Below are 20,349 nucleotides of genomic sequence, written 5' to 3'. Positions count from 1 at the left end.
ATTTTGCTAAGGACAGCCCATAACGCGTTAATTAAACCAGAGGAAACAGCAAATTGCATGGCAATTAAACTCGAAGTAAAGAACCTGTATAAGATATTTGGCGAACACCCGGAACGCGCATTCAAACTGCTGGATAAAGGTCTGACAAAAGATCGGCTGTTTGAAAAAACCGGCTTATCGCTCGGCGTAAAAGACGCCACTCTGGCCATTGAAGAAGGCGAGATATTTGTCATCATGGGGCTCTCCGGTTCCGGCAAGTCCACCCTGGTACGCCTTCTCAATCGTCTGATAGAACCCACTCGCGGTCAGGTGCTGATCGACGGTGAGGACATCGCCAAAATATCTGACACCGCGCTGCGCACCGTGCGGCGAAATAAGATCAGCATGGTATTTCAGTCATTCGCGCTAATGCCGCACATGAATGTCCTGAATAACACCGCTTTCGGTATGGAATTAGCCGGCATACCGCTGCAGGAGCGCCAGGAAAAAGCGCTGGATGCCCTGCGTCAGGTCGGGCTGGAGAATTATGCGCTGTCTTATCCGGATGAATTATCCGGCGGTATGCGCCAGCGCGTGGGATTAGCCCGCGCCCTGGCCAATAACCCGGATATATTATTGATGGACGAGGCCTTCTCGGCGCTCGATCCGTTAATTCGTACCGAAATGCAGGATGAGCTGGTGAAATTACAGGCCCGGCATCAGCGCACCATCGTGTTTATTTCCCACGATCTGGACGAAGCGATGCGCATTGGCGATCGCATCGCCATCATGCAGGGCGGTGAGGTGATCCAGGTCGGCACGCCGGACGAGATCCTGAACAACCCGGCCAATGACTATGTGCGCACCTTCTTCCGCGGCGTGGACATCAGTCATGTATTCAGCGCCAAGGATATCGCCCAACGGCGCCCGGTGACGCTGATCCGCAAAACCCCCGGTTTTGGCCCCCGCTCGGCGCTGCAGCTGCTGCGCGATGAGGACCGTGATTATGGTTATGTTGTTGAACGCGGGAAGAAATTTATCGGCGTGGTGTCGATAGAGTCGTTGAAAAAGGCGCTGTCCGCCAATCAAACGCTGGACGATGCCCTGCTCGAGGCCCCCGCCGCCGTGCCGGCCGACACGCCGCTCAGCGATCTGATTTCCCTGGTCGCCCAGGCGCCGTGCGCGGTGCCGGTAGTGGGCGAAGAACATAACTATCTCGGCATCATCTCCAAGGCCATGCTGCTGCAGGCGTTGGACAAGGAGGGCTCAACCAATGAGTGATACCACGCAAACCCAAGATCCCTGGGCTACCGCACCGGCCGATACCGGCGCCGCACCTGCCAGCGATGCCGCCGCCAACGCCGGTGACGCCTGGTCCAGCGCGCCGCCGCCGGCCGCACATGACGCCGCCGGGCAAAGCGCCGATTGGCTCAGCGGCGCCCCGGCGCAGCCGGAGCACTTCAGCCTGCTCGATCCGTTCCACAAAGCCTGGGTGCCGTTCGACACCTGGGTCACGCAAGGCATCGACTGGCTGGTGCTGCACTTCCGCCCGCTGTTCCAGGGCATCCGCGTGCCGGTGGACATGATCCTGAGCGGCTTCCAACAACTGCTGCTGGGCATGCCGGCGCCGATCGCCATTCTGGTGTTCTCGCTGCTCGCCTGGCAGGTCTCGGGCCTCGGCATGGGCGCCGCGACGCTGCTCTCCCTGATCGCCATCGGCGCCATCGGCGCCTGGTCGCAGGCGATGGTCACGCTGGCGCTGGTGCTGACCGCGTTGTTCTTCTGCATCCTTATCGGCCTGCCGCTCGGCATCTGGCTGGCGCGCAGCAAGCATGCCGCCAAGGTGATTAGACCGCTGCTCGACGCCATGCAAACCACTCCGGCCTTCGTCTATCTGGTGCCGATCGTCATGCTGTTCGGCATCGGCAACGTGCCGGGCGTGGTAGTGACCATCATCTTCGCACTGCCGCCGATCGTGCGTCTGACCATTCTCGGCATCAAGCAGGTGCCGGAGGATCTGATCGAGGCCGCCGAATCCTTTGGCGCCAGCCCGCGCCAGCTGCTGTTCAAAGTGCAGCTGCCGCTGGCGATGCCGACCATCATGGCCGGCGTTAACCAGACGCTGATGTTGGCGCTGTCGATGGTGGTCATCGCCTCGATGATCGCCGTCGGCGGCTTGGGCCAGATGGTGCTGCGCGGCATCGGTCGGCTGGACATGGGCCTGGCCGCCGTCGGCGGGGTCGGCATCGTGATCCTGGCGATCATTCTCGATCGCCTCACCCAATCGCTGGGGCGCGATCGCCGCAGTAAAGGCATCGGCCGCTGGTATCGCCGCGGCCCCATCGGGTTACTGACTCGCCCGTTCATCAAGCAAGCCTGACGCTTTTCCCGCCGGCGGCTGCGGCCCCGGCGGGCTATGACACCACCACATCGAAAGAGGGGAAACACTATGCGCACCACGGGCATCTGGGCTCTCGCCCTGACGACGCTGATTGGCTCACAGAGCGTGAGCGCGGCAGATTTACCCGGCAAGGGGATCGCGGTACAGCCGGTGCAAAGCACCATTTCCGAAGAGACTTTCCAGACGCTGCTGGTCAGCAAGGCGCTGGAAAAATTGGGTTACGACGTGAAAGAACCGCGTGAAGTGGATTACAACGTCGCCTACACTTCGATCGCCTCCGGTGACGCGACCTTTATCGCGGTCAACTGGGATCCGCTGCACGCCGATCAGTACAAGGCCGCCGGCGGCGACGCCAAGTTCTACCGCGAAGGCGTCTACGTCAACGGCGCCGCGCAGGGCTACCTGATCGACAAGAAAACCGCCGAGCAATACCACATCACCAACGTCGAGCAGCTCAAGGATCCCAAGATCGCCAAGCTGTTCGACACCAACGGCGACGGCAAGGCCGATCTGACCGGCTGCACCCCGGGCTGGGGCTGCGAAGCGGTGATCAACCACCACATCAAGGCCTATGGCCTGAGCAACACCGTCGAGCACAATCAGGGCAACTACGCGGCGATGATCGCCGACACCATCACCCGCTACAAAGAGGGCAAACCGGTGCTGTATTACACCTGGACGCCGTACTGGGTCAGCGATGTGATGGTGCCGGGCCGCGACGTGGTCTGGCTGCAGGTGCCGTTTTCCTCCCTGCCGGGCGAGCAGAAAAACGTTGACACCAAACTGCCTAACGGCGCCAACTACGGCTTCCCGGTCAACACCATGCGCATCGCCGCCAACAAGCAGTGGGCCGCAGCCAATCCGGCGGCCGCCAAGCTGTTCGCCATCATGAAGCTGCCGATCGCCGACATCAACGCGCAAAACCTGCGCATGCATGAAGGCCAGGCTTCGGAAGCCGATATCCAGAACCACGTTAACGGCTGGATCAAGGCTCATCAGGCCACCTTCGACGGCTGGGTGAAAACCGCCGCCGCAGCGGCGAAGCCGTAACCGTTCAGGGGCGCCGCCTTTGCCGCGCCCCTACCCCGCCATATCGATGCCGCTGAACTGTAAAAAACGTGCGGCGGCGTTCGACAAGGGCTGCGGCCAAATGCAATACACCTGGCGCCGCGGCCCGTCTTCAATCGGAATCGACACCAACGCGCTTAAGCGTTGCGCGGTCGAGACAGGTACGATACCCGCCGCCAACCCGCGCCGCACCAGATTCTCCAGCCATTCGATATGATCGATCTCAAAACTGACGTGCCGGCGGATGCCCGCCGCCAGGAAGGCGCGATCGGTTTGGCGCCGCGCGCCGGTGCCGCTGTAGAAATCCACCAGCGGCACTTCCGCCAGCGCTTGCAGGTTGACCCGCTCACGGTTGGCCAGCGGGTGCTGCGGCGCCACCAGCGCCACCAGCGGCTCATCGGTCAACTGCCGGTGCGACATCGGCAGTAAATCGACATCGCCGGGCCAGATGCCGACGAACGCCATATCACACTTCTGCTGACGCACGTCCTCCAACAGGGCTTCGCTCATGCCAACGTAAAGGCGGATGTTCACCGCCGGATAGTGGCGATGAAACTTGTCGAGCTTTTCGGTCAGATCAATCGCGTTTATGGTTGAAATCGTGCCGATGGTCAGGGTGCCGGACACCGCATCGCCGGCGGCGGTCACCTCTTCCACCAGCGCCTGCTGCGCCGCCAACAGCCGCTGCGCCGACGGAATGAAAGCCTGGCCGGCCGGGGTCAACCGCACCCGGCGCGAGGTGCGTTCAAACAGCGTACAGCCCAGCTCTTCTTCCAGTTTGGCGATCTGGTGGCTGAGCGCCGACTGCACCGTATGGCAGCGCTGCGCCGCCCGGGTGAAACTCTGTTCTTCCGCCACCGCCAGCGCATAGCGGATCTGTTTCAGGTTCATGGCATCTATCTTGAAATGAGATAAATCAAATGAAAATTATACATTGGTTTCCGCAGACGCGTTGCCGGATACTGCGCGCTATCTTCTTCCCGTGATGAAAAAATCATGACCCCAAAAAACGCCCATCCGGGCCTCAGCCCGGCGCTGACCGTGCTGATCGCCATCGCCACCGGCCTGGCGGTCGCCAGCAACTATTACGCGCAACCGCTGCTGGAAACCATCGCCACCAGTTTCAACCTGTCGGTCAACCAGGCCGGCTTTATCGTCACCGCCGCGCAGCTCGGTTACGCCACCGGCCTGCTGCTGCTGGTGCCGCTCGGCGACATGTTCGAGCGCCGCGGGCTGATCGTTTTCATGACGCTGCTGGCCGCCGGGGGCATGCTGATCACCGCCACCTCCGCCACGCTGCCGATGATGATCCTCGGCACCGCGCTCACCGGGCTGTTCTCGGTAGTGGCGCAGATCCTGGTGCCGCTGGCCGCCACGCTGGCCCACCCGGAAAAGCGCGGCAAGACCGTCGGCATCATCATGAGCGGCCTGCTGCTCGGCATCCTGCTGGCGCGCACCGTCGCGGGCGCACTGGCGTCGTTCGGCGGCTGGCGCACCATCTACTGGGCCGCCAGCGTGCTGATGATCCTGATGGCGCTGATCCTGTGGCGCGCGCTGCCGCGCTATAAGCAACACTCCGGGCTGAACTACCCGCAGCTGCTGGCCTCGATCTTCAGCCTGTTCTGCCGCACGCCGCTGCTGCGCACCCGCGCCATCCTCGGCGCCCTGTCGTTCGCCAACTTCAGCGTGCTCTGGACCTCAATGGCCTTTTTGCTCGCCGCGCCGCCGTTCAACTATTCCGAGGGGGTGATTGGGCTGTTCGGCCTGGTGGGCGCCGCCGGCGCGCTGGCCGCTTCGCGCGCCGGGCATCTGGCGGACAAAGGCAAGGCCGGGCTGACTACCACCGTCGGCCTGGTGTTGCTGCTGCTGTCCTGGATCCCTATCGCGTTCGCCAAACAATCGCTGTGGGCGCTGATCGCCGGCATCCTGATCCTCGATCTGGCGGTGCAGGCGGTACACGTCACCAACCAGAGCGTGATGTACCGCATCATGCCGGACGCGCGCAACCGCCTGACCGCCGGCTACATGACCAGCTACTTTATCGGCGGCGCGCTCGGTTCGCTGCTCTCCGCCTCGGCCTATCAACATGCCGGTTGGTACGGCGTGGCCGCCGCCGGCGGGGTGTTATGCCTGCTCAACCTGCTGACCTGGTGGCTCGGCAAGCACCACGATCCGCAGGGGCCGGCAGCAATCTGATTATCGTGCAAATAGTCACTAAAGAAATTTATTAGCGGTGCAGGGTATAAACATTACTTACTCTCTGGTAATGTTCTGGGCATAAACTATTGAAGTCCTATCTACCCTGCGATCCACAACCATGCAAAGCCAAGCTGCAGACAGCCTCAATCCGCCCGCCGTCAGCGCCACCTTCGCCAACGGCGTCGTCGACAGTTTGCCGATCGTCATCGGGTATGTCCCGGTGGCGTTCGCCTTCGGCCTCAGCGCCGTCAAACTGGGTTTTTCCCCGCTGGAAAGCATTTTCTTCTCCTGCATCATCTACGCCGGCGCCAGCCAGTTCGTGATCACCGCCCTGCTGAGCGCCGGGATGTCGCTGTGGGTCTCCGCATTGACGGTGATGGCGATGGACGTGCGCCACCTGCTGTACGGCCCGGCGCTGCGTCACCGCATCGTCTCGCGCATGTCGCCCGGCAAAACGGCGATATGGGCCTTTGGCCTGACCGATGAGGTCTTCGCCGCCGCCACCGCCAGGCTGATGCGCAATAACCGCAGCTGGAGCGAAAACTGGATGCTGGGCATCGCGCTCTGTTCCTGGCTCTCCTGGGTGGCCGGCACCGCGCTCGGCGCGCTGTTCGGCAACGGCCCGCTGGAGCAGTTCCCGGTGATCGAGGCCTCACTGGCCTTCATGCTGCCGGCGCTGTTTCTCAGTTTCCTGCTGGCCGCCTTCCGCCGCCCGCAGAGCCTGACTATCGCCGCCGCGCTGGCCGGCGCGCTGCTCGGCGTGGTGCTGTTCTCCATTCCGGTCGCCATTTTGGCCGGCATCGGCGCCGGCTGCATTGCCGCCCTGTTCCAGCCAGCTCCGGCGGAGGCCAGCCATGAACACTGATGTGCTGGTGATCGGCCTGGTGGTGGGCTGCGCCAATTACCTGTTCCGTTATCTGCCGCTGCGGCTGGCGCCGGCGCGCGCCCAGCCCGGCCTCAAACGCGGTAAAGCCGCCCTGTTGCTCGACAGCATCGGCATCGCCTCGATCTGCGCCCTGTTGGTGGTCTCCAGCACGCCGGTGGTGATGCGCGAACCGGACAAGCTGCTGCCGACGTTGGTGGGGTTCGCCGCGCTGGCACTGTGCTTCTACCGCAGCAAAAGCATCATTCTGTCGACGCTGCTCGGCGCAACGGCCTTTGGCGTCACATTAAAACTGTTAATGCTTTTCGGTGCAGGCTGACGCCGCTCCCGATCGTTTGGCTTCACACTGGCGTTTTCAGGCGCCACATCTTTACAAACACTGACAAATGACACGAATTGCTAAATTATCCGCACGGCTGAACATTTACATTATTTGTCACCGTCGTTACTATCTCGAACGAAATTAATGAGGCCCTAAATTATGGAAAGCTCGTTTGCCCCCATAGAACAAATGCTGAATTTCCGCGCCACGCGGCAGAAAGATTTCCCTTATCAGGAAATCCTGCTGACCCGCCTGTGCATGCACATGCAAGGCAAGCTGCTGGAAAACCGCAATAAGATGCTGAAAGCGCAGGGGATTAACGAAACACTGTTTATGGCGCTGATTACCCTGGATGCGCAGGAAAGCCACAGCATCCAACCTTCTGAGCTAAGCTCTGCCCTGGGCTCCTCGCGCACCAATGCAACCCGCATCGCCGACGAGCTGGAGAAGCGCGGCTGGATCGAACGCCGGGAAAGCGACAACGATCGCCGCTGCCTGCATCTGCATCTGACGCCGCAGGGGGAAGAATTTCTCAGTCAACTGCTGCCGCCGCAGCACCAATGTCTGCATTTCCTGTGGTCCACGCTGACCGACGATGAGCAAAAACAGCTGGAACAGCTGACGCGCAAATTGCTGGCACGTCTGGATCAAATGGAAATCACAGAACAGTTACCCTAATTCACAATTTCTGTTCAGGTACCTACTTATGCGATCCCCATTTCACTGGAGATTCACCCCGCTGTTCGCCGTGTTGCTGCTGGCCGGGTGTGCTTCGACCGATAATATTGCCCCGCAATCCACGCTGATGGATCCGCAGAGCCTGCAGTTGGCTCAGCCGAAAGTCAGTTCGCTGGCCGTCAGCCCGCAGTGGTGGCGCGCCCTCAAGGATCCGCAGCTGGACGCCTTGATGACGCAGACGCTGCAAAGTTCGCCGACCCTGCGTCAGGCCGCCGCCCGCGTGCGCGAAGCGCAGAGCGTGGTAGGCGAAGCCAGCGCCGCCAACGGGCCGAACCTGGATCTGAACGCCAGCACCCAGCGCCAGCGCGTGCCGCAGAACGTCAATATGGGGCTGGGGTATCCGCATAAGCCGATCTATTCAAGCTCCAACTCGCTGGGGTTGAACCTGGCGTACGAGTTCGACTGGTGGGGCAAATACCGCAACCAGGTGAACGCCGCCAAGGCGCAAGTGAACGCAGCGCGCGCCGAGCAGGAACAGGCGGCGTTGACGCTGACCAGCTCGGTGGCGTCCGCCTACTACCAGCTGCAGAGCAATCTGGCGCTCGAGAAGCTGCTGCAGCAGGAAGTGAACAACAACGAGCGCCTGACCGCGCTGCGCCAACAGCGCTATCAGGCCGGCCTGACCGGCGTCGACGTGCCGCAACAAACCCAGGCGCAGTCCGACGTCGCCAAACAGCAAATTCTGCAGCTGCAGTCGCAAATCGAACAGCTCAGACACCAGCTCGCCGCGCTGGCGGGCCAGGGGCCGAACGCCATGCAGCACCTGCGTCAGGTGCCTTTGCCCGCAGACAACCTGATGGCGCCGCAGGGCGAGCTGACGGCGGATCTGCTGGGCAAACGCCCGGACATCGCCGCGCAACGCCAGCTGGTGGAGTCTTACAGCCAGCGCGTCAGCGCCGCGCGTAAAGAGTTTTACCCCAGCCTGACCATTTCAGCCTTCGCCGGCCTGATGACCACCAATACCAGTGGCACCAGCCCGAATCTGTTTGAAGCGGCCAGCCAGGCCTGGAACGTGATGCCGGCGATCTCGCTGCCGATCTTCCACGCCGGGGCCCTGCGCAGCAAGCTGGGCGAGGAATCCGCGCTGTATGACGAAGCGGTGGAATCCTACAACCAAACCATCCTGAATGCGGTACAGGAAACCGCCGACGCCATCACCATCCAGCAGAGTTCTGCGCAGCAGCAACTGCAGGCGGCGTCCGCGGCCCAGTCGATGCAACAGGTGTATCAGGTCGCCAACGCCCGTTACCAGGCAGGGATTATCGGGCGCGACGATCTGTTGACCAGCCAGACGCAGCTATTGCAGCAGCAACAGGCGGAGTTGAATGCCAGCAGCAATTTACTGCAGGCGAAGATAGGACTGATCCGCGCGTTGGGCGGTGGCTATCAGGCCCCGGCCGCAGCGGATTCGAAAGCATAATAATATAAGGCTTGGAGAACACCATGAGCGCAAGCGCGGAAACCCAAAACCCGCAGCAGCCGAGCGGCAAAAAGAAGCAGCGCAAATTTTGGCTGCTGTTGCTGACGGTTATTTTCATTGTTATAGGGGTGGCTTATTTAGTGTATTGGTTCCTGGTGCTGCGTCATCACCAGGAAACCGACGACGCCTACGTCTCCGGCAACCAGGTGCAGATCATGGCCCAGGTGTCCGGCAGCGTGAACAGCGTCAACTTCGACAACACCGACTACGTCAAGCAGGGCGACGTGCTGCTGACGCTCGATCCGACCGATGCCGAGCAGGCGTTTGAACGCGCCAAGACCGGCCTGGCCAACAGCGTGCGTCAGACCCACCAGCTGATCATCAACAGCAAGCAGTATCAGGCCAACATCGCCCTGCGCAAGACCGATCTGAGCAAGGCCGAGAACGATCTGAAACGCCGCGTGGTGCTGGGCAGCGTTGACGCCATCGGCCGCGAAGAGCTGCAACACGCTCGCGATGCGGTCGACAGCGCCAAAGCCGCGCTGGAAGTGGCGGTACAGCAATACAACGCCAACCAGGCGATGGTGCTGAACACCCCGCTGGAACAGCAGCCGGCGATCCAACAGGCCGCCGCGCAGATGCGCGACGCCTGGCTGGCGCTGCAGCGTACCAAAGTGATCAGCCCGATTACCGGCTATGTCTCGCGCCGCAGCGTGCAGGTCGGCGCGCAGATCGCCGCCGGTTCGCCGCTGATGGCGGTAGTGCCGGCCGATCACATCTGGGTTGACGCCAACTTCAAGGAAACGCAGATCGCCAATATGCGCATCGGCCAGCCGGCGACGGTGGTCAGCGACGTCTACGGCGACGACGTGGTGTATCAGGGCAAAGTGGCCGGTATCGACATGGGCACCGGCAGCGCCTTCTCGCTGCTGCCGGCGCAAAACGCCACCGGCAACTGGATCAAGGTGGTGCAACGCCTGCCGGTGCGTATTGAGCTCGACGCCAAGCAGGTGGCCGATCATCCGCTGCGCATCGGTCTTTCGACGCTGGTGACCGTCGACACCGCCAATTTGGACGGCCGCGTGCTGGCCGACGTGGTGCGCGACAAACCGCTGTATCAGAGCGACGCGCTGGCGTTGAATCTGGCGCCGGTTAACCAGCTGATCGCCGACGTGATCCATGCGAACGCCGGCTAAGCGCGCGGGAGGCCATCTTGCCACAGAAACCGCTTGAAGGTGCCCAGCTTGCCTGGATGACGGTCGCGCTCGCCATGGCGACCTTCATGCAGGTGCTGGACTCCACCATCGCCAACGTGGCGATCCCCACCATTTCCGGTAACCTCGGGTCTTCCAACTCGCAGGGCACCTGGGTGATCACCTCGTTCGGCGTGGCGAACGCCATCTCGATTCCGATCACCGGCTGGCTGGCGAAGCGTTTCGGCGAAGTGCGGCTGTTCCTTTGGTCCACCGCGCTGTTCGCCATCGCCTCCTGGCTGTGCGGCATCTCCAACAGCCTTGGCATGCTGATCTTCTTCCGCGTGATCCAGGGCGTGGTGGCCGGGCCGCTGATCCCGCTGTCGCAGAGTTTGTTGTTGAACAACTACCCGCCCGCCAAGCGAGCGATGGCCCTGGCGCTGTGGTCGATGACCGTTATCGTCGCGCCAATCTTCGGGCCGATCCTCGGCGGCTACATCAGCGACAACTACCATTGGGGCTGGATCTTCTTCATCAACATCCCGATCGGCGTCTTCGTGATCGTGGCGGCGATGGCGACGTTGAAGGGGCGGGAAACCAAAACCGAGATCAAACCGATCGACACCGTCGGCCTAGTATTGCTGATCGTCGGCATCGGTTCTCTGCAGATCATGCTCGATCAGGGCAAGGAGCTGGACTGGTTCAACTCGACCGAGATCATCACGCTCACCGTCGTGGCGGTGGTGGCGCTGCTGTTCCTGGTGGTGTGGGAGCTGACGGACGACCATCCGGTGGTGGATCTGTCGCTGTTCAAGTCGCGCAACTTCACCATCGGCTGCCTGTGCATCAGTCTGGCGTACATGCTGTACTTCGGCGCCATCGTGCTGCTGCCGCAGCTGTTGCAAGAGGTGTACGGCTATACCGCCACCTGGGCGGGGCTGGCGTCGGCGCCGGTCGGGCTGATCCCAGTGTTGCTGTCGCCGATCATCGGCAAGTTCGGCAACCGGCTCGACATGCGCCGGCTGGTGACCTTCAGCTTCATCATGTATGCCGTGTGCTTCTACTGGCGCGCCTATACGTTTGAACCGGGCATGGACTTCGGCGCATCCGCCTGGCCACAGTTCGTTCAGGGCTTCGCCATCGCCTGCTTCTTCATGCCGTTGACCACCATCACGCTGTCCGGCCTACCGCCGGAACGCATGGCGGCGGCATCGAGCCTGTCGAACTTCACGCGAACGCTGGCGGGCTCGATCGGTACCTCGATCACCACCACCCTGTGGACGCAGCGCGAATCGCAGCACCATTCGCAACTGACGGAGTTCGTCAACCCGTACAACCCGCAGTCGCAGGAGATGTACCGGCAACTGGAGCAGCTCGGCATGAGCAAGCAGCAGGCGTCGGCGTATATCGCCAACGAGATCACCGCGCAGGGCCTGATCATCTCCGCCAACGAGATATTCTGGCTGTCGGCCGGGGTGTTCCTGGTGTTGCTGGTGCTGGTGTGGGTGGCGAAACCGCCATTCAGCTCCGGCGGCGGCGGGGGCGGCGGCGCTCACTAAGCTTCAATAAACGAAACGGGCGCCCTGGGGCGCCCGTTTTTTTATCCGACGTAGAAAATTACGCCTGATTCTGACGCCACCAGTCCGCCAGCAGAATGCCGGTCGCCACGGAAACGTTCAGGCTTTCCACCTTGCCGGTGCCGCCGATGGACACGTTCATATCGCCCTGCTGCCAGGCGCTGTCGCTCAGACCGTCGCGTTCCTGGCCCAGCACCAGCACCATCTTGGCCGGCAGCTTGGCCTGCGCCAGCGCGGTGCCTTTGTGGCTGGAGGTGGTGACGATGGTGTAACCCGCCTTGCGGAAGGTATCCAGCACCGACAGGAAATCATCGGCGTTGATCGCCTTGATGTGCTCCGCGCCGCCTTCTGCGGTGCGCACCGCCGCGCCGGATTCCAGCAGCGCCGGATCCTGCAGCAGCACGCCGTTGACGCCGAAGTGGGCGCAAGAACGAACGATGGCGCCCAGGTTATGCGGGTTGCCCACTTCTTCCAGCGCCAATACGCAGTCGGTCGCCGGCGCGCTTTTCAGGTAGGTCTGCGCATCCAGGCCCTGACGCTTTTTGATCAGGAAGCAGACGCCGCCGTGGTGCTCGGTGCCGGAAGCCTTGGCCAGTTCTTCTTCATCCACCACGTGGTAAGCTTTGCGGTTAGCCGCCATCCAGCGCAGCGCTTCGCGGAAGCGCGGGGTGACCGACTGCACGAACCAGGCGCGCACGATCGCTTCCGGACGGCTGGCGAACAGCGCCTGACAGGCATTTTCACCGTAAACGCGGGTTTCTTCCGCGCGCTGGCGGCGCAGCTGCTCAGGATCGATAAAGCTTTTGCCGCTGATGCCGCCATGATCGAACGCCGGCTCTTCATTCGGCGCGCGCGAGACGGTTCTCCACGGCGACTCATTGCCACCGCGATCTTCAGAGCGCGCCGGACGGCGAGGACGATCGCTTTCACTGCGGCGGGAGTCGGCGCCGCGGCGATCGTTGCCGCCGCGCGCCTTGTCTTGACCGGTGCGGCCCGATCGCGCACCGTCAGCCGGACGGCCTTTGCCGGCCGGACGTTTATTCTTGTTACGGTCGTCGCCGTTGTCGTCGTCACTGCGGACGTACATCACTTTGACTTTACCGTTCTTGCCACTAAATGAATCGTTCATTGTCTTCTCCACCAACGCGCAGGGCGCGAAGATTACCTGATGTTGGTGCACGAAGCCACCAACTTGCGCTAAAAGCTCCCAACTATCACATCCATTGAACAAACCTCATTGTTCACGCGCCGGGTTTTGCCGATAATTGTCAGCATTAAAGAAACATCTCCGCAACCGCGTTGCGGGGACCATGCTTTCTCTGTACCCGAGGTCAACATGAATACAGTTTGTGCAGCTTGCAATGCCACCAACCGCGTGCCGGAAGAACGTCTGGCGGACAATGCGAAATGCGGCCGCTGCGGCCATGAGCTCTTCGACGGTGAAGTGATCAACGCCACCGCCGCCACGCTGGACCAGTTGCTGCAGGACGATCTGCCGGTCGTGGTCGATTTCTGGGCGCCGTGGTGCGGCCCGTGCCGCAGCTTTGCGCCGATCTTTGAAGACGTGGCCGAAGAGCGCGCCGGCAAAGTGCGCTTCGTGAAAGTGAACACCGAAGCCGAGCCGGAGCTGAGCGCCCGTTTCCGCATCCGCAGCATCCCGACCATCATGGTGTTCCGTCAGGGCAAGATGGTCGACATGCTCAACGGCGCGATGCCGAAAGCGCCGTTTGACAACTGGCTCAACGAGTTAGTGTGATTCGGCAAGTATAGGCCGTATCCCGCCATTGCGCGCGAACGCCCCCGATCGAGCCCGCCCCTCCCGGCGGGCTTTTTTCTGCGTTACAATAGCGGTTTTTCCCCAGGATCGTTATGACCGACAACGCCGTACTTCGCCTGCGCCAATTCCGTTTAGACCGCGCCACCCGCCCTTTTTTGGCGCGCGGTTGCCGGGTGGCGCGTTGTCAGGGTTGCCTGCTGCCGCATAAAAACTGCCTGTGCGACACCATTCGCCCACAGCAGGCCGGCAGCCGTTTCTGCCTGATCATGTTCGGCGCCGAGCCGCTCAAGCCCAGCAACACCGGCCGCCTGATCGCCGATATCCTGCCGGACACCCAGGCGTTCCTCTGGTCGCGCACCGAGGTCGATCCCGCCCTGCTGGCGGCCATCAACGATCCGACACGGCAGCCTTATGTGGTGTTCCCCGCGTCCTACGCCGACGCCGAACGGCCGGTGTTCAGCGCACTGCCCGTCGGCGGCAAACCGCCGCTGTTCATCATGCTGGACGGTACCTGGGCGGAGGCGCGCAAAATGTTCCGTAAAAGCCCGTATCTCAATCAATTCCCGGTGTTTTCCCTCAACGTCGACGCCGCATCGGACTACCAACTGCGCGAAGCCAGCCGCGCCGAGCAACACTGCACGGCGGAAGTGGCCGCCGCCCTGCTGCAACAGGCGGGCGATCTGCCGGCCGCCGAAGGGTTGAATCAGCATTTTCGCTATTTCCGTCAACAGTATCTGGCGGGAAAACCGACCCGGCCGGAGGCATCGGTCACAGCAATGCAGCCATAAAGCGCCTAAAATCAGGCATAACGTTGCCAAAAGGAGCCGTGCATGAGCCAGCGAGGGTTAGAAGCGCTACTACGTCCCAAATCGATCGCCGTGCTGGGCGCTTCGCAGCAGCCGGGCCGCGCCGGCAACCTGATGATGAGCAACCTGCTGGCCGGCGGTTTCGGCGGCCCCATCCTGCCGGTGACGCCGCGCTACAAGGCGGTATGCGGCGTCATGGCCTATCCCGACGTCGCCAGCCTGCCGCTGACGCCGGATCTGGCGATCATCTGCACCCACGCCAAGCGTAATCTGGCGCTGCTCGACGCGCTGGGGCAGCGCGGCTGTAAAACCGCCATCGTGCTCTCTTCACCGCCAGAACAGTTCGCCGAGCTGAAAGCCTGCGCGCAGCGCTACGCCATGCGGCTGCTGGGCCCCAACAGTCTGGGACTGCTGGCGCCGTGGCAGGGCATTAACGCCAGCTTCTCGCCGGTGCCGATCCAAAAAGGCAAGCTGGCGTTTATCTCGCAGTCCGCCGCCGTCGCCAACACCATTCTCGACTGGGCGCAGCAGCGCGAAGTCGGCTTCTCCTATTTCATTGCGCTGGGCGACAGCCTGGATATCGACGTCGACGATCTACTCGACTTTTTGGCGCGCGACGGCAAGACCAGCGCCATCCTGCTGTATCTGGAAAACATCAGCGACGCACGGCGCTTTCTCTCTGCCTCGCGCAGCGCCTCACGCAATAAGCCCATTCTGGTGATCAAAAGCGGCCGCAGCCAACAGGCGCAATTACTGCTCAACAGCCAGCAAGGGCTGGACGCCGCCTATGACGCCGCCATCCAGCGCGCCGGCCTGCTGCGCGTGCAGGATACCCATGAGCTGTTCTCAGCGGTGGAAACCCTCAGCCATATGCATCCGCTGCGCGGCGAACGGCTGATGATCGTCAGCAACGGGGCGGCGCCGGCGGCGATGGCGCTGGACGAGCTGCTCGGGCGCAACGGCAAGCTGGCGACGCTGAGCGAGGAGAGCCTGGCGAAGCTGAGCGATGCGCTGCCGGATTTCATTCGCGCCGGCAACCCGCTCGATCTGCGCGACGACGCCACGCCGCAGCGCTACCTGGCGGCTATTGAAGCGCTGCTCGACAGCCACGACTATGACGCGCTGCTGCTGATCCATGCGCCGAGCGCGGCGGCGCCGGGCACCGCCACGGCGCAGCGGCTGATCGACGCGCTGCACCGCCATGCGCGCGGCAAACGCATCACCTTGCTGACCAACTGGTGCGGCGAATACTCTTCTCAAGAGGCGCGCCGGCTGTTTACCGAGGCCGCCATTCCCACCTATCGCACGCCGGAAGGCGCTGTGACCGCTTTTATGCATATGGTGGAATACCGCCGCAACCAGAAGCAGCTGAAGGAGACGCCGGCGCTGCCGGTCGGCCTGACCGCCAATACCGCCGACGCCCACCGCCTGATCCATCAGGCGCTGGCCGAAGGTGCCACCCAGTTGGATACCCACGAGGTGCAATCCATTCTGCAGGCCTACGATCTGAGCACCCTGCCGACCTGGATCGCCGAAGACAGCGCCGAAGCGGTACATATCGCCGAACAGATCGGCTACCCGGTAGCGCTGAAGCTGCGTTCGCCGGATATCCCGCACAAGTCGGAAGTTCAGGGCGTGATGCTCTACCTGCGCACCGCGACCGAAGTGCAGCGCGCGGCGGAGGCGATCCTCGACCGCGTGAAGCGCACCTACCCTCAGGCGCGCATCCACGGCTTGCTGGTGCAGAGCATGGCCAACCGCGCTGGCGCCCAGGAGCTGCGCATCGCGGTAGAGCAGGATGCGATTTTCGGCCCGCTGATCATGCTGGGCGAAGGCGGCGTAGAGTGGCGCCAGGAAAATCAGGTGGCGGTCGCGCTGCCGCCGCTGAATATGGCGCTGGCGCGTTATCTGGTGCTGCAGGCGGTGAAAGGCGGCAAGATCCGCGGGCGCAGCGCGCTGCGGCCTTTAGATATCCCCGGGCTAAGCCGCTTGCTGGTGCAGGTCTCCAACCTGATCCTCGACTGCCCGGAGATCGCCCGGCTGGATATTCACCCGGTGCTGGCTTCCGGCAGCGAATTCACCCTGCTGGACGTGTCGATGCAGCTCGCGCTGTTCAGCGGCGATCCGCAGGCGCGGCTGGCGATTCGGCCTTATCCGCATGAGCTGGAAGAGACCATCGCGCTGAAAGACGGCAGCCAATGCCTGTTCCGCCCTATCCTGCCGGAAGACGAGCCGGCGCTGAAGCATTTCATCGACCGGGTGACCAAGGAAGATCTCTATTATCGCTACTTCAGCGAGATCAATGAGTTTACCCATGACGATTTGGCCAACATGACGCAGATCGACTACGATCGAGAAATGGCCTTTGTGGCGGTGCGCGCAGACGAGATCATCGGCGTGACCCGCGCGCTGTCCGATCCGGACAACACCGACGCCGAATTCGCCGTGCTGGTGCGTTCCGACCTGAAAGGCCTGGGCCTGGGGCGTCAGTTGCTGGAGAAAATGATCGCCTATGCGCGCGCGCATGGCCTGACTCGTCTGAGCGGCATCACCATGCCGAATAACCGCGGCATGATCGCGCTGGCTCAGCGGCTGGGCTTTGGCATCGAGGTGCAGCTTGAGGACGGCATCGTCAATCTGACGCTGCCGCTGCGGGCCGACGGCGCGCAGTGACCTGCGTCGCAATGCGCTACGAATCCACCACTTAACGCCAAAACATACGCACAATCGGGGCAACTAATGGTATTATCGCCCGATTATTCGGTTTATTGTTTTTATGCCTGTGGCGTTCTGGCCATCAATCATGAGAGAAGAAACGCACTGTGATGTTGTCAAAATTTAAACGTAGCAAACATCAACAACACCTTGCACAACTGCCCAAACTCCCCCAGACGGTTGCTGATGTTCGTACGTTGTACGCGCCGTCCGATTTTCGCACCACGCTGCTGGACGCCATCGCCAACGCCACCCAACGCATCTATCTGGTGGCCCTGTATCTGGAGCATGACGACGCCGGGCGCGAGATCCTCAATGCGTTGTATCAAGCCAAACAGCGGCGGCCCGAGCTGGAAATCTGCGTACTGGTCGACTGGCACCGCGCACAGCGTGGGCGCATCGGCGCCGCCGCCGCCAATACCAACGCCGACTGGTACTGCGCCATGGCCAGCCAACATCCGGAACAGTCGGTGCCGATCTACGGCGTGCCGGTCAATACCCGCGAAGCGCTGGGCGTATTGCATCTGAAGGGCTTTGTGGTCGACGATACCGCGATCTACAGCGGCGCCAGCATCAACGACGTTTATCTGCATCAGCATGAGAAATACCGTTACGATCGCTACCAGCTGATCACCAATGAGGTGTTGGCCGATACCCTGATCGATTACATCAAGCAGCATCTGCTCACCGCCGGTGCCGTACAGCGCCTCGATCGCAGCGATCGGCCGAAAAGCCCGGAGATCAAAAACGAGACCCGTCTGTTCCGTTTCGCCCTGCGCCGCGCCGGTTATCACTTCCGCGGCAAAGCCGGCAACGATGAGCTGGCGGTGACGCCGATGGTTGGGCTAGGCAAACAAAGCGTGCTGAATAAAACCATTCATCACTTGATGTCGTGCGCCGACCAGAAACTGACGCTCTGTACCCCCTACTTCAACCTGCCGGCGCTGCTGGTGCGCAACATCATTTATCTGCTGCGACAGGGTAAGCAGGTGGAAATCATCGTCGGCGATAAAACCGCCAACGACTTCTATATTCCTGAAGACCAGCCGTTCAAAATCATCGGCGCGCTGCCCTACCTGTATGAGATCAACCTGCGCCGCTTCCTGAGCCGCTTGCAGCGTTACATCGACACCGGCCAACTGATCGTGCGGCTGTGGAAGGATGGCGATAACAGCTATCACCTGAAAGGCATGTGGGTAGACGAAGAGTGGCAGCTGATTACCGGCAATAACCTCAACCCGCGCGCCTGGCGGCTGGATCTGGAAAACGCCATTCTGATCCACGATCCCAAGCAAGAGCTGCGCGAGCAACGGCAGAAAGAGCTGGAATGCATCCGCACCCACACCACCGTGGTCGGCCACTATCAGGAGCTGCAAAGCATTCAGCAGTACCCGATCAAGGTGCGCAAGCTGATTCGCCGTCTGCGCCGCATCCGCATCGATCGGCTGATTAGCCGTATCCTGTAAGCGGTATGCTGACCCCGGCCAAGGCCGGGGTTTTTATTACAGCTGTATCTCCTTGCCTTTGCGATGCAGTCGGAGTGAAACCAGCAACGCCAGCAGGCACATGCCGGAGACATACCAGAAGAAAGCGTTCTCCACGCCAAACGATTTAAGCGACAGCGCGACATATTCCGCCGAGCCGCCGAACATGGCGTTCGCCACCGCATAAGACAAGCCCACCCCTAACGCGCGCACCTCCGGCGGGAACATTTCGGCTTTAAGCAGCCCGCTGATCGCGGTGTAAAAACTGATGATGAACAGCGCCAGCACGATCAGGCCAAACGCCATAAAGGGGTTGGTCACCTCTTTCAGAGCGAACAGGATCGGCACCGTCAACACCGTGGCGAAGGCTGAGAAGATCAGCATCGAGCTGCGACGGCCGATTTTGTCCGAAAACGCGCCTACCGCTGGCTGCAGCAGCATAAAGACGAACAGCGCGACGGTCATGATGGCGCTGGCCAGCTTGGCGTCCATACCGGCGGTGTTCACCAGGTATTTCTGCATGTAGGTGGTGAAGGTGTAAAAGGTCAGTGAACCGGCGGCGGTAAAGCCCAGCACCATCAGGAACGCCTTGCGATTTTTCCACAGCCCCGTCAGCGAACCGGCATCCTCGTGGTTACGCGTCTTCGCATCGGAGGTTTCATTCAGCGAACGGCGCAGGTACAGCGCGACTATCGCCAACACGGCCCCCAGGGCAAACGGAATGCGCCATCCCCAGGCTTTCAGCTCTTCAGCGGGCAATATCTGCTGCAGGATCACCAGGACCAGCAGCGCCAACAGTTGCCCGCCGATCAGCGTGACATACTGAAACGAGGCGTAGAAGCCACGCCGCCCCTTGATCGCCACCTCGCTCATGTAGGTGGCGCTGGTGCCATACTCGCCGCCCACCGACAACCCCTGGAACAGGCGGGCGATCAGCAGCAACGCTGGCGCCCAGCTGCCGATCGATTCATACGTCGGCAGGCAGGCGATCACCAGCGATCCGGCGCACATCATGCAGACTGAAAGCAGCATGGAGTTTTTTCTGCCATGCTTGTCGGCAATATAGCCGAACAGCCAGCCGCCGATCGGCCGCATAAAGAAGCCGGCGGCGAATACCCCGGCGGTTTGCAACAGCTGCGTGGTGCTGTTGCCCGCCGGAAAGAACGAGGCGGCAAAGTAAATGGAACAGAAGGAATAAACGTAAAAATCAAACCACTCCACCAGATTGCCTGATGAAGCTCCGACGATAGCGAAAATGCGTTTCTTGTTATCCAGCGCCCCCTGTTCGACGCCGTGCTCATCCCCAAGAGCCGAGGTTGTTTCTGTCATGATATTTTCTCCGAGCCATAGCAATGATGAAATTCGGCTTCCTGCCGCCCTGGTTGTTACTTTATTGTTATTTATAAGTTAACAGCCAAACTTAATAGCGGACGAAGAATATCTGACATTCAGAGAAACAATGCGTTGGTTTTGTGATGAATATTAAACAGTACGATGAAAGCTGAAGCGGATTACAACGGGGATTTTCCATTTTTCCCATAGCAAAAAGCCCTGAACGTCAGTTCAGGGCTTTCGGCTTTATTTGATGCCTGGCAGTGTCCTACTCTCGCATGGGGAGACCCCACACTACCATCGGCGCTACGGCGTTTCACTTCTGAGTTCGGCATGGGGTCAGGTGGGACCACCGCGCTATTGCCGCCAGGCAAATTCGTTTCATTCCAACCGCTTCACTCTCGTGTCGCCATCAGAACCAATCTCGGAACTTCGCTGAAAATCTCTCTAAAAAC

17 protein-coding genes and 1 rRNA gene are annotated in these 20,349 nt (G+C 61.3%); 14 read left to right on the top strand and 4 right to left on the bottom strand.

Features of this window, described 5'->3' with window-relative positions; genetic code table 11:
* Positions 1–57: 57 nt before the first annotated feature.
* From proV to proX, 3 genes are all read left to right on the top strand, one after another.
* The gene (proV, locus tag AC2CGQ_RS00090; protein ID WP_085337228.1) at positions 58–1,260 is read left to right on the top strand and encodes a glycine betaine/L-proline ABC transporter ATP-binding protein ProV; all 1,203 of its coding nucleotides are present in this window, start codon (positions 58–60) and stop codon (positions 1,258–1,260) included.
* Entirely contained in the window at positions 1,253–2,359 is a 1,107-nt protein-coding gene (proW, locus tag AC2CGQ_RS00085) for a glycine betaine/L-proline ABC transporter permease ProW (protein ID WP_004928897.1), read from the top strand. Before proV ends, proW begins: the two co-directional genes overlap by 8 nt.
* A 69-nt stretch (positions 2,360–2,428) precedes the next feature.
* Positions 2,429–3,430, top strand: a complete 1,002-nt coding sequence (proX, locus tag AC2CGQ_RS00080; protein ID WP_004928894.1) for a glycine betaine/L-proline ABC transporter substrate-binding protein ProX — start codon at positions 2,429–2,431, stop codon at positions 3,428–3,430.
* Between the two features lie 30 nt (positions 3,431–3,460).
* Here proX and AC2CGQ_RS00075 read toward each other — a convergent pair whose 3' ends face one another.
* Positions 3,461–4,339, bottom strand: a complete 879-nt coding sequence (locus AC2CGQ_RS00075; protein ID WP_004928891.1) for a LysR family transcriptional regulator — start codon at positions 4,337–4,339, stop codon at positions 3,461–3,463.
* A 105-nt stretch (positions 4,340–4,444) separates the two neighbouring features.
* On the opposite strand from AC2CGQ_RS00075, the gene AC2CGQ_RS00070 reads away from it, so the two are divergent.
* The 7 genes from AC2CGQ_RS00070 to emrB all read left to right on the top strand — a co-directional run bounded on the left by AC2CGQ_RS00070 (position 4,445) and on the right by emrB (position 11,762).
* The gene (locus AC2CGQ_RS00070; RefSeq protein ID WP_021504985.1) at positions 4,445–5,644 is read left to right on the top strand and encodes an MFS transporter; all 1,200 of its coding nucleotides are present in this window, start codon (positions 4,445–4,447) and stop codon (positions 5,642–5,644) included.
* A gap of 121 nt (positions 5,645–5,765) precedes the next feature.
* Positions 5,766–6,512 carry an AzlC family ABC transporter permease gene (locus tag AC2CGQ_RS00065; protein ID WP_004928884.1) on the top strand — a complete coding sequence of 249 codons (747 nt, stop codon included), beginning with the start codon at positions 5,766–5,768 and terminating at the stop codon, positions 6,510–6,512.
* Positions 6,502–6,849: an L-valine transporter subunit YgaH gene (ygaH, locus tag AC2CGQ_RS00060; RefSeq protein WP_015378874.1), complete on the top strand. Its 348-nt coding sequence runs from the start codon at positions 6,502–6,504 to the stop codon at positions 6,847–6,849. The genes AC2CGQ_RS00065 and ygaH overlap by 11 nt, the downstream gene beginning before the upstream one ends.
* Before the next feature lie 162 nt (positions 6,850–7,011).
* Positions 7,012–7,530, top strand: coding sequence for a transcriptional repressor MprA (gene mprA / locus AC2CGQ_RS00055; RefSeq protein WP_004928879.1), 519 nt, complete (start codon positions 7,012–7,014; stop codon positions 7,528–7,530).
* A 28-nt stretch (positions 7,531–7,558) separates the two neighbouring features.
* A complete protein-coding gene (locus AC2CGQ_RS00050; protein ID WP_004928878.1) occupies positions 7,559–9,010 on the top strand; it encodes an efflux transporter outer membrane subunit in 1,452 nt (483 codons plus the stop codon).
* Between the two features lie 23 nt (positions 9,011–9,033).
* The gene (emrA, locus tag AC2CGQ_RS00045; RefSeq protein ID WP_015378875.1) at positions 9,034–10,206 is read left to right on the top strand and encodes a multidrug efflux MFS transporter periplasmic adaptor subunit EmrA; all 1,173 of its coding nucleotides are present in this window, start codon (positions 9,034–9,036) and stop codon (positions 10,204–10,206) included.
* Positions 10,207–10,220: 14 nt separating this feature from the next.
* Positions 10,221–11,762 (top strand): multidrug efflux MFS transporter permease subunit EmrB, encoded by a 1,542-nt coding sequence (gene emrB, locus AC2CGQ_RS00040; RefSeq protein WP_161800767.1) that lies wholly within the window; start codon positions 10,221–10,223, stop codon positions 11,760–11,762.
* 58 nt (positions 11,763–11,820) lie between these two features.
* Here the strand turns inward: emrB and AC2CGQ_RS00035 are convergent, their stop codons facing one another.
* Positions 11,821–12,909: a tRNA/rRNA methyltransferase gene (locus AC2CGQ_RS00035; RefSeq protein WP_015378876.1), complete on the bottom strand. Its 1,089-nt coding sequence runs from the start codon at positions 12,907–12,909 to the stop codon at positions 11,821–11,823.
* Positions 12,910–13,116: 207 nt separating this feature from the next.
* Here AC2CGQ_RS00035 and trxC point away from each other — a divergent pair, with 207 nt between their 5' ends.
* From trxC to pssA, 4 genes are all read left to right on the top strand, one after another.
* Positions 13,117–13,536: a thioredoxin TrxC gene (trxC, locus tag AC2CGQ_RS00030; RefSeq protein WP_004928868.1), complete on the top strand. Its 420-nt coding sequence runs from the start codon at positions 13,117–13,119 to the stop codon at positions 13,534–13,536.
* Positions 13,537–13,649: 113 nt separating this feature from the next.
* Entirely contained in the window at positions 13,650–14,345 is a 696-nt protein-coding gene (locus AC2CGQ_RS00025; protein WP_004928866.1) for a tRNA-uridine aminocarboxypropyltransferase, read from the top strand.
* A gap of 42 nt (positions 14,346–14,387) precedes the next feature.
* Positions 14,388–17,036 carry a bifunctional acetate--CoA ligase family protein/GNAT family N-acetyltransferase gene (locus AC2CGQ_RS00020; RefSeq protein ID WP_484593370.1) on the top strand — a complete coding sequence of 883 codons (2,649 nt, stop codon included), beginning with the start codon at positions 14,388–14,390 and terminating at the stop codon, positions 17,034–17,036.
* Positions 17,037–17,188: 152 nt separating this feature from the next.
* Positions 17,189–18,544: a CDP-diacylglycerol--serine O-phosphatidyltransferase gene (gene pssA, locus AC2CGQ_RS00015; RefSeq protein WP_176326476.1), complete on the top strand. Its 1,356-nt coding sequence runs from the start codon at positions 17,189–17,191 to the stop codon at positions 18,542–18,544.
* 36 nt (positions 18,545–18,580) lie between these two features.
* Here the strand turns inward: pssA and AC2CGQ_RS00010 are convergent, their stop codons facing one another.
* Together AC2CGQ_RS00010 and rrf are read right to left on the bottom strand one after the other, a co-directional pair.
* Positions 18,581–19,891, bottom strand: coding sequence for an MFS family transporter (locus AC2CGQ_RS00010; protein WP_076741034.1), 1,311 nt, complete (start codon positions 19,889–19,891; stop codon positions 18,581–18,583).
* Between the two features lie 258 nt (positions 19,892–20,149).
* Positions 20,150–20,265 (bottom strand): 5S ribosomal RNA (rrf, locus tag AC2CGQ_RS00005).
* Positions 20,266–20,349 lie beyond the last annotated feature (84 nt).

The organism is Serratia sp. DFXYC6, assembly GCF_057196085.1.
This window is presented reverse-complemented; position numbering and strand designations above follow the sequence as displayed.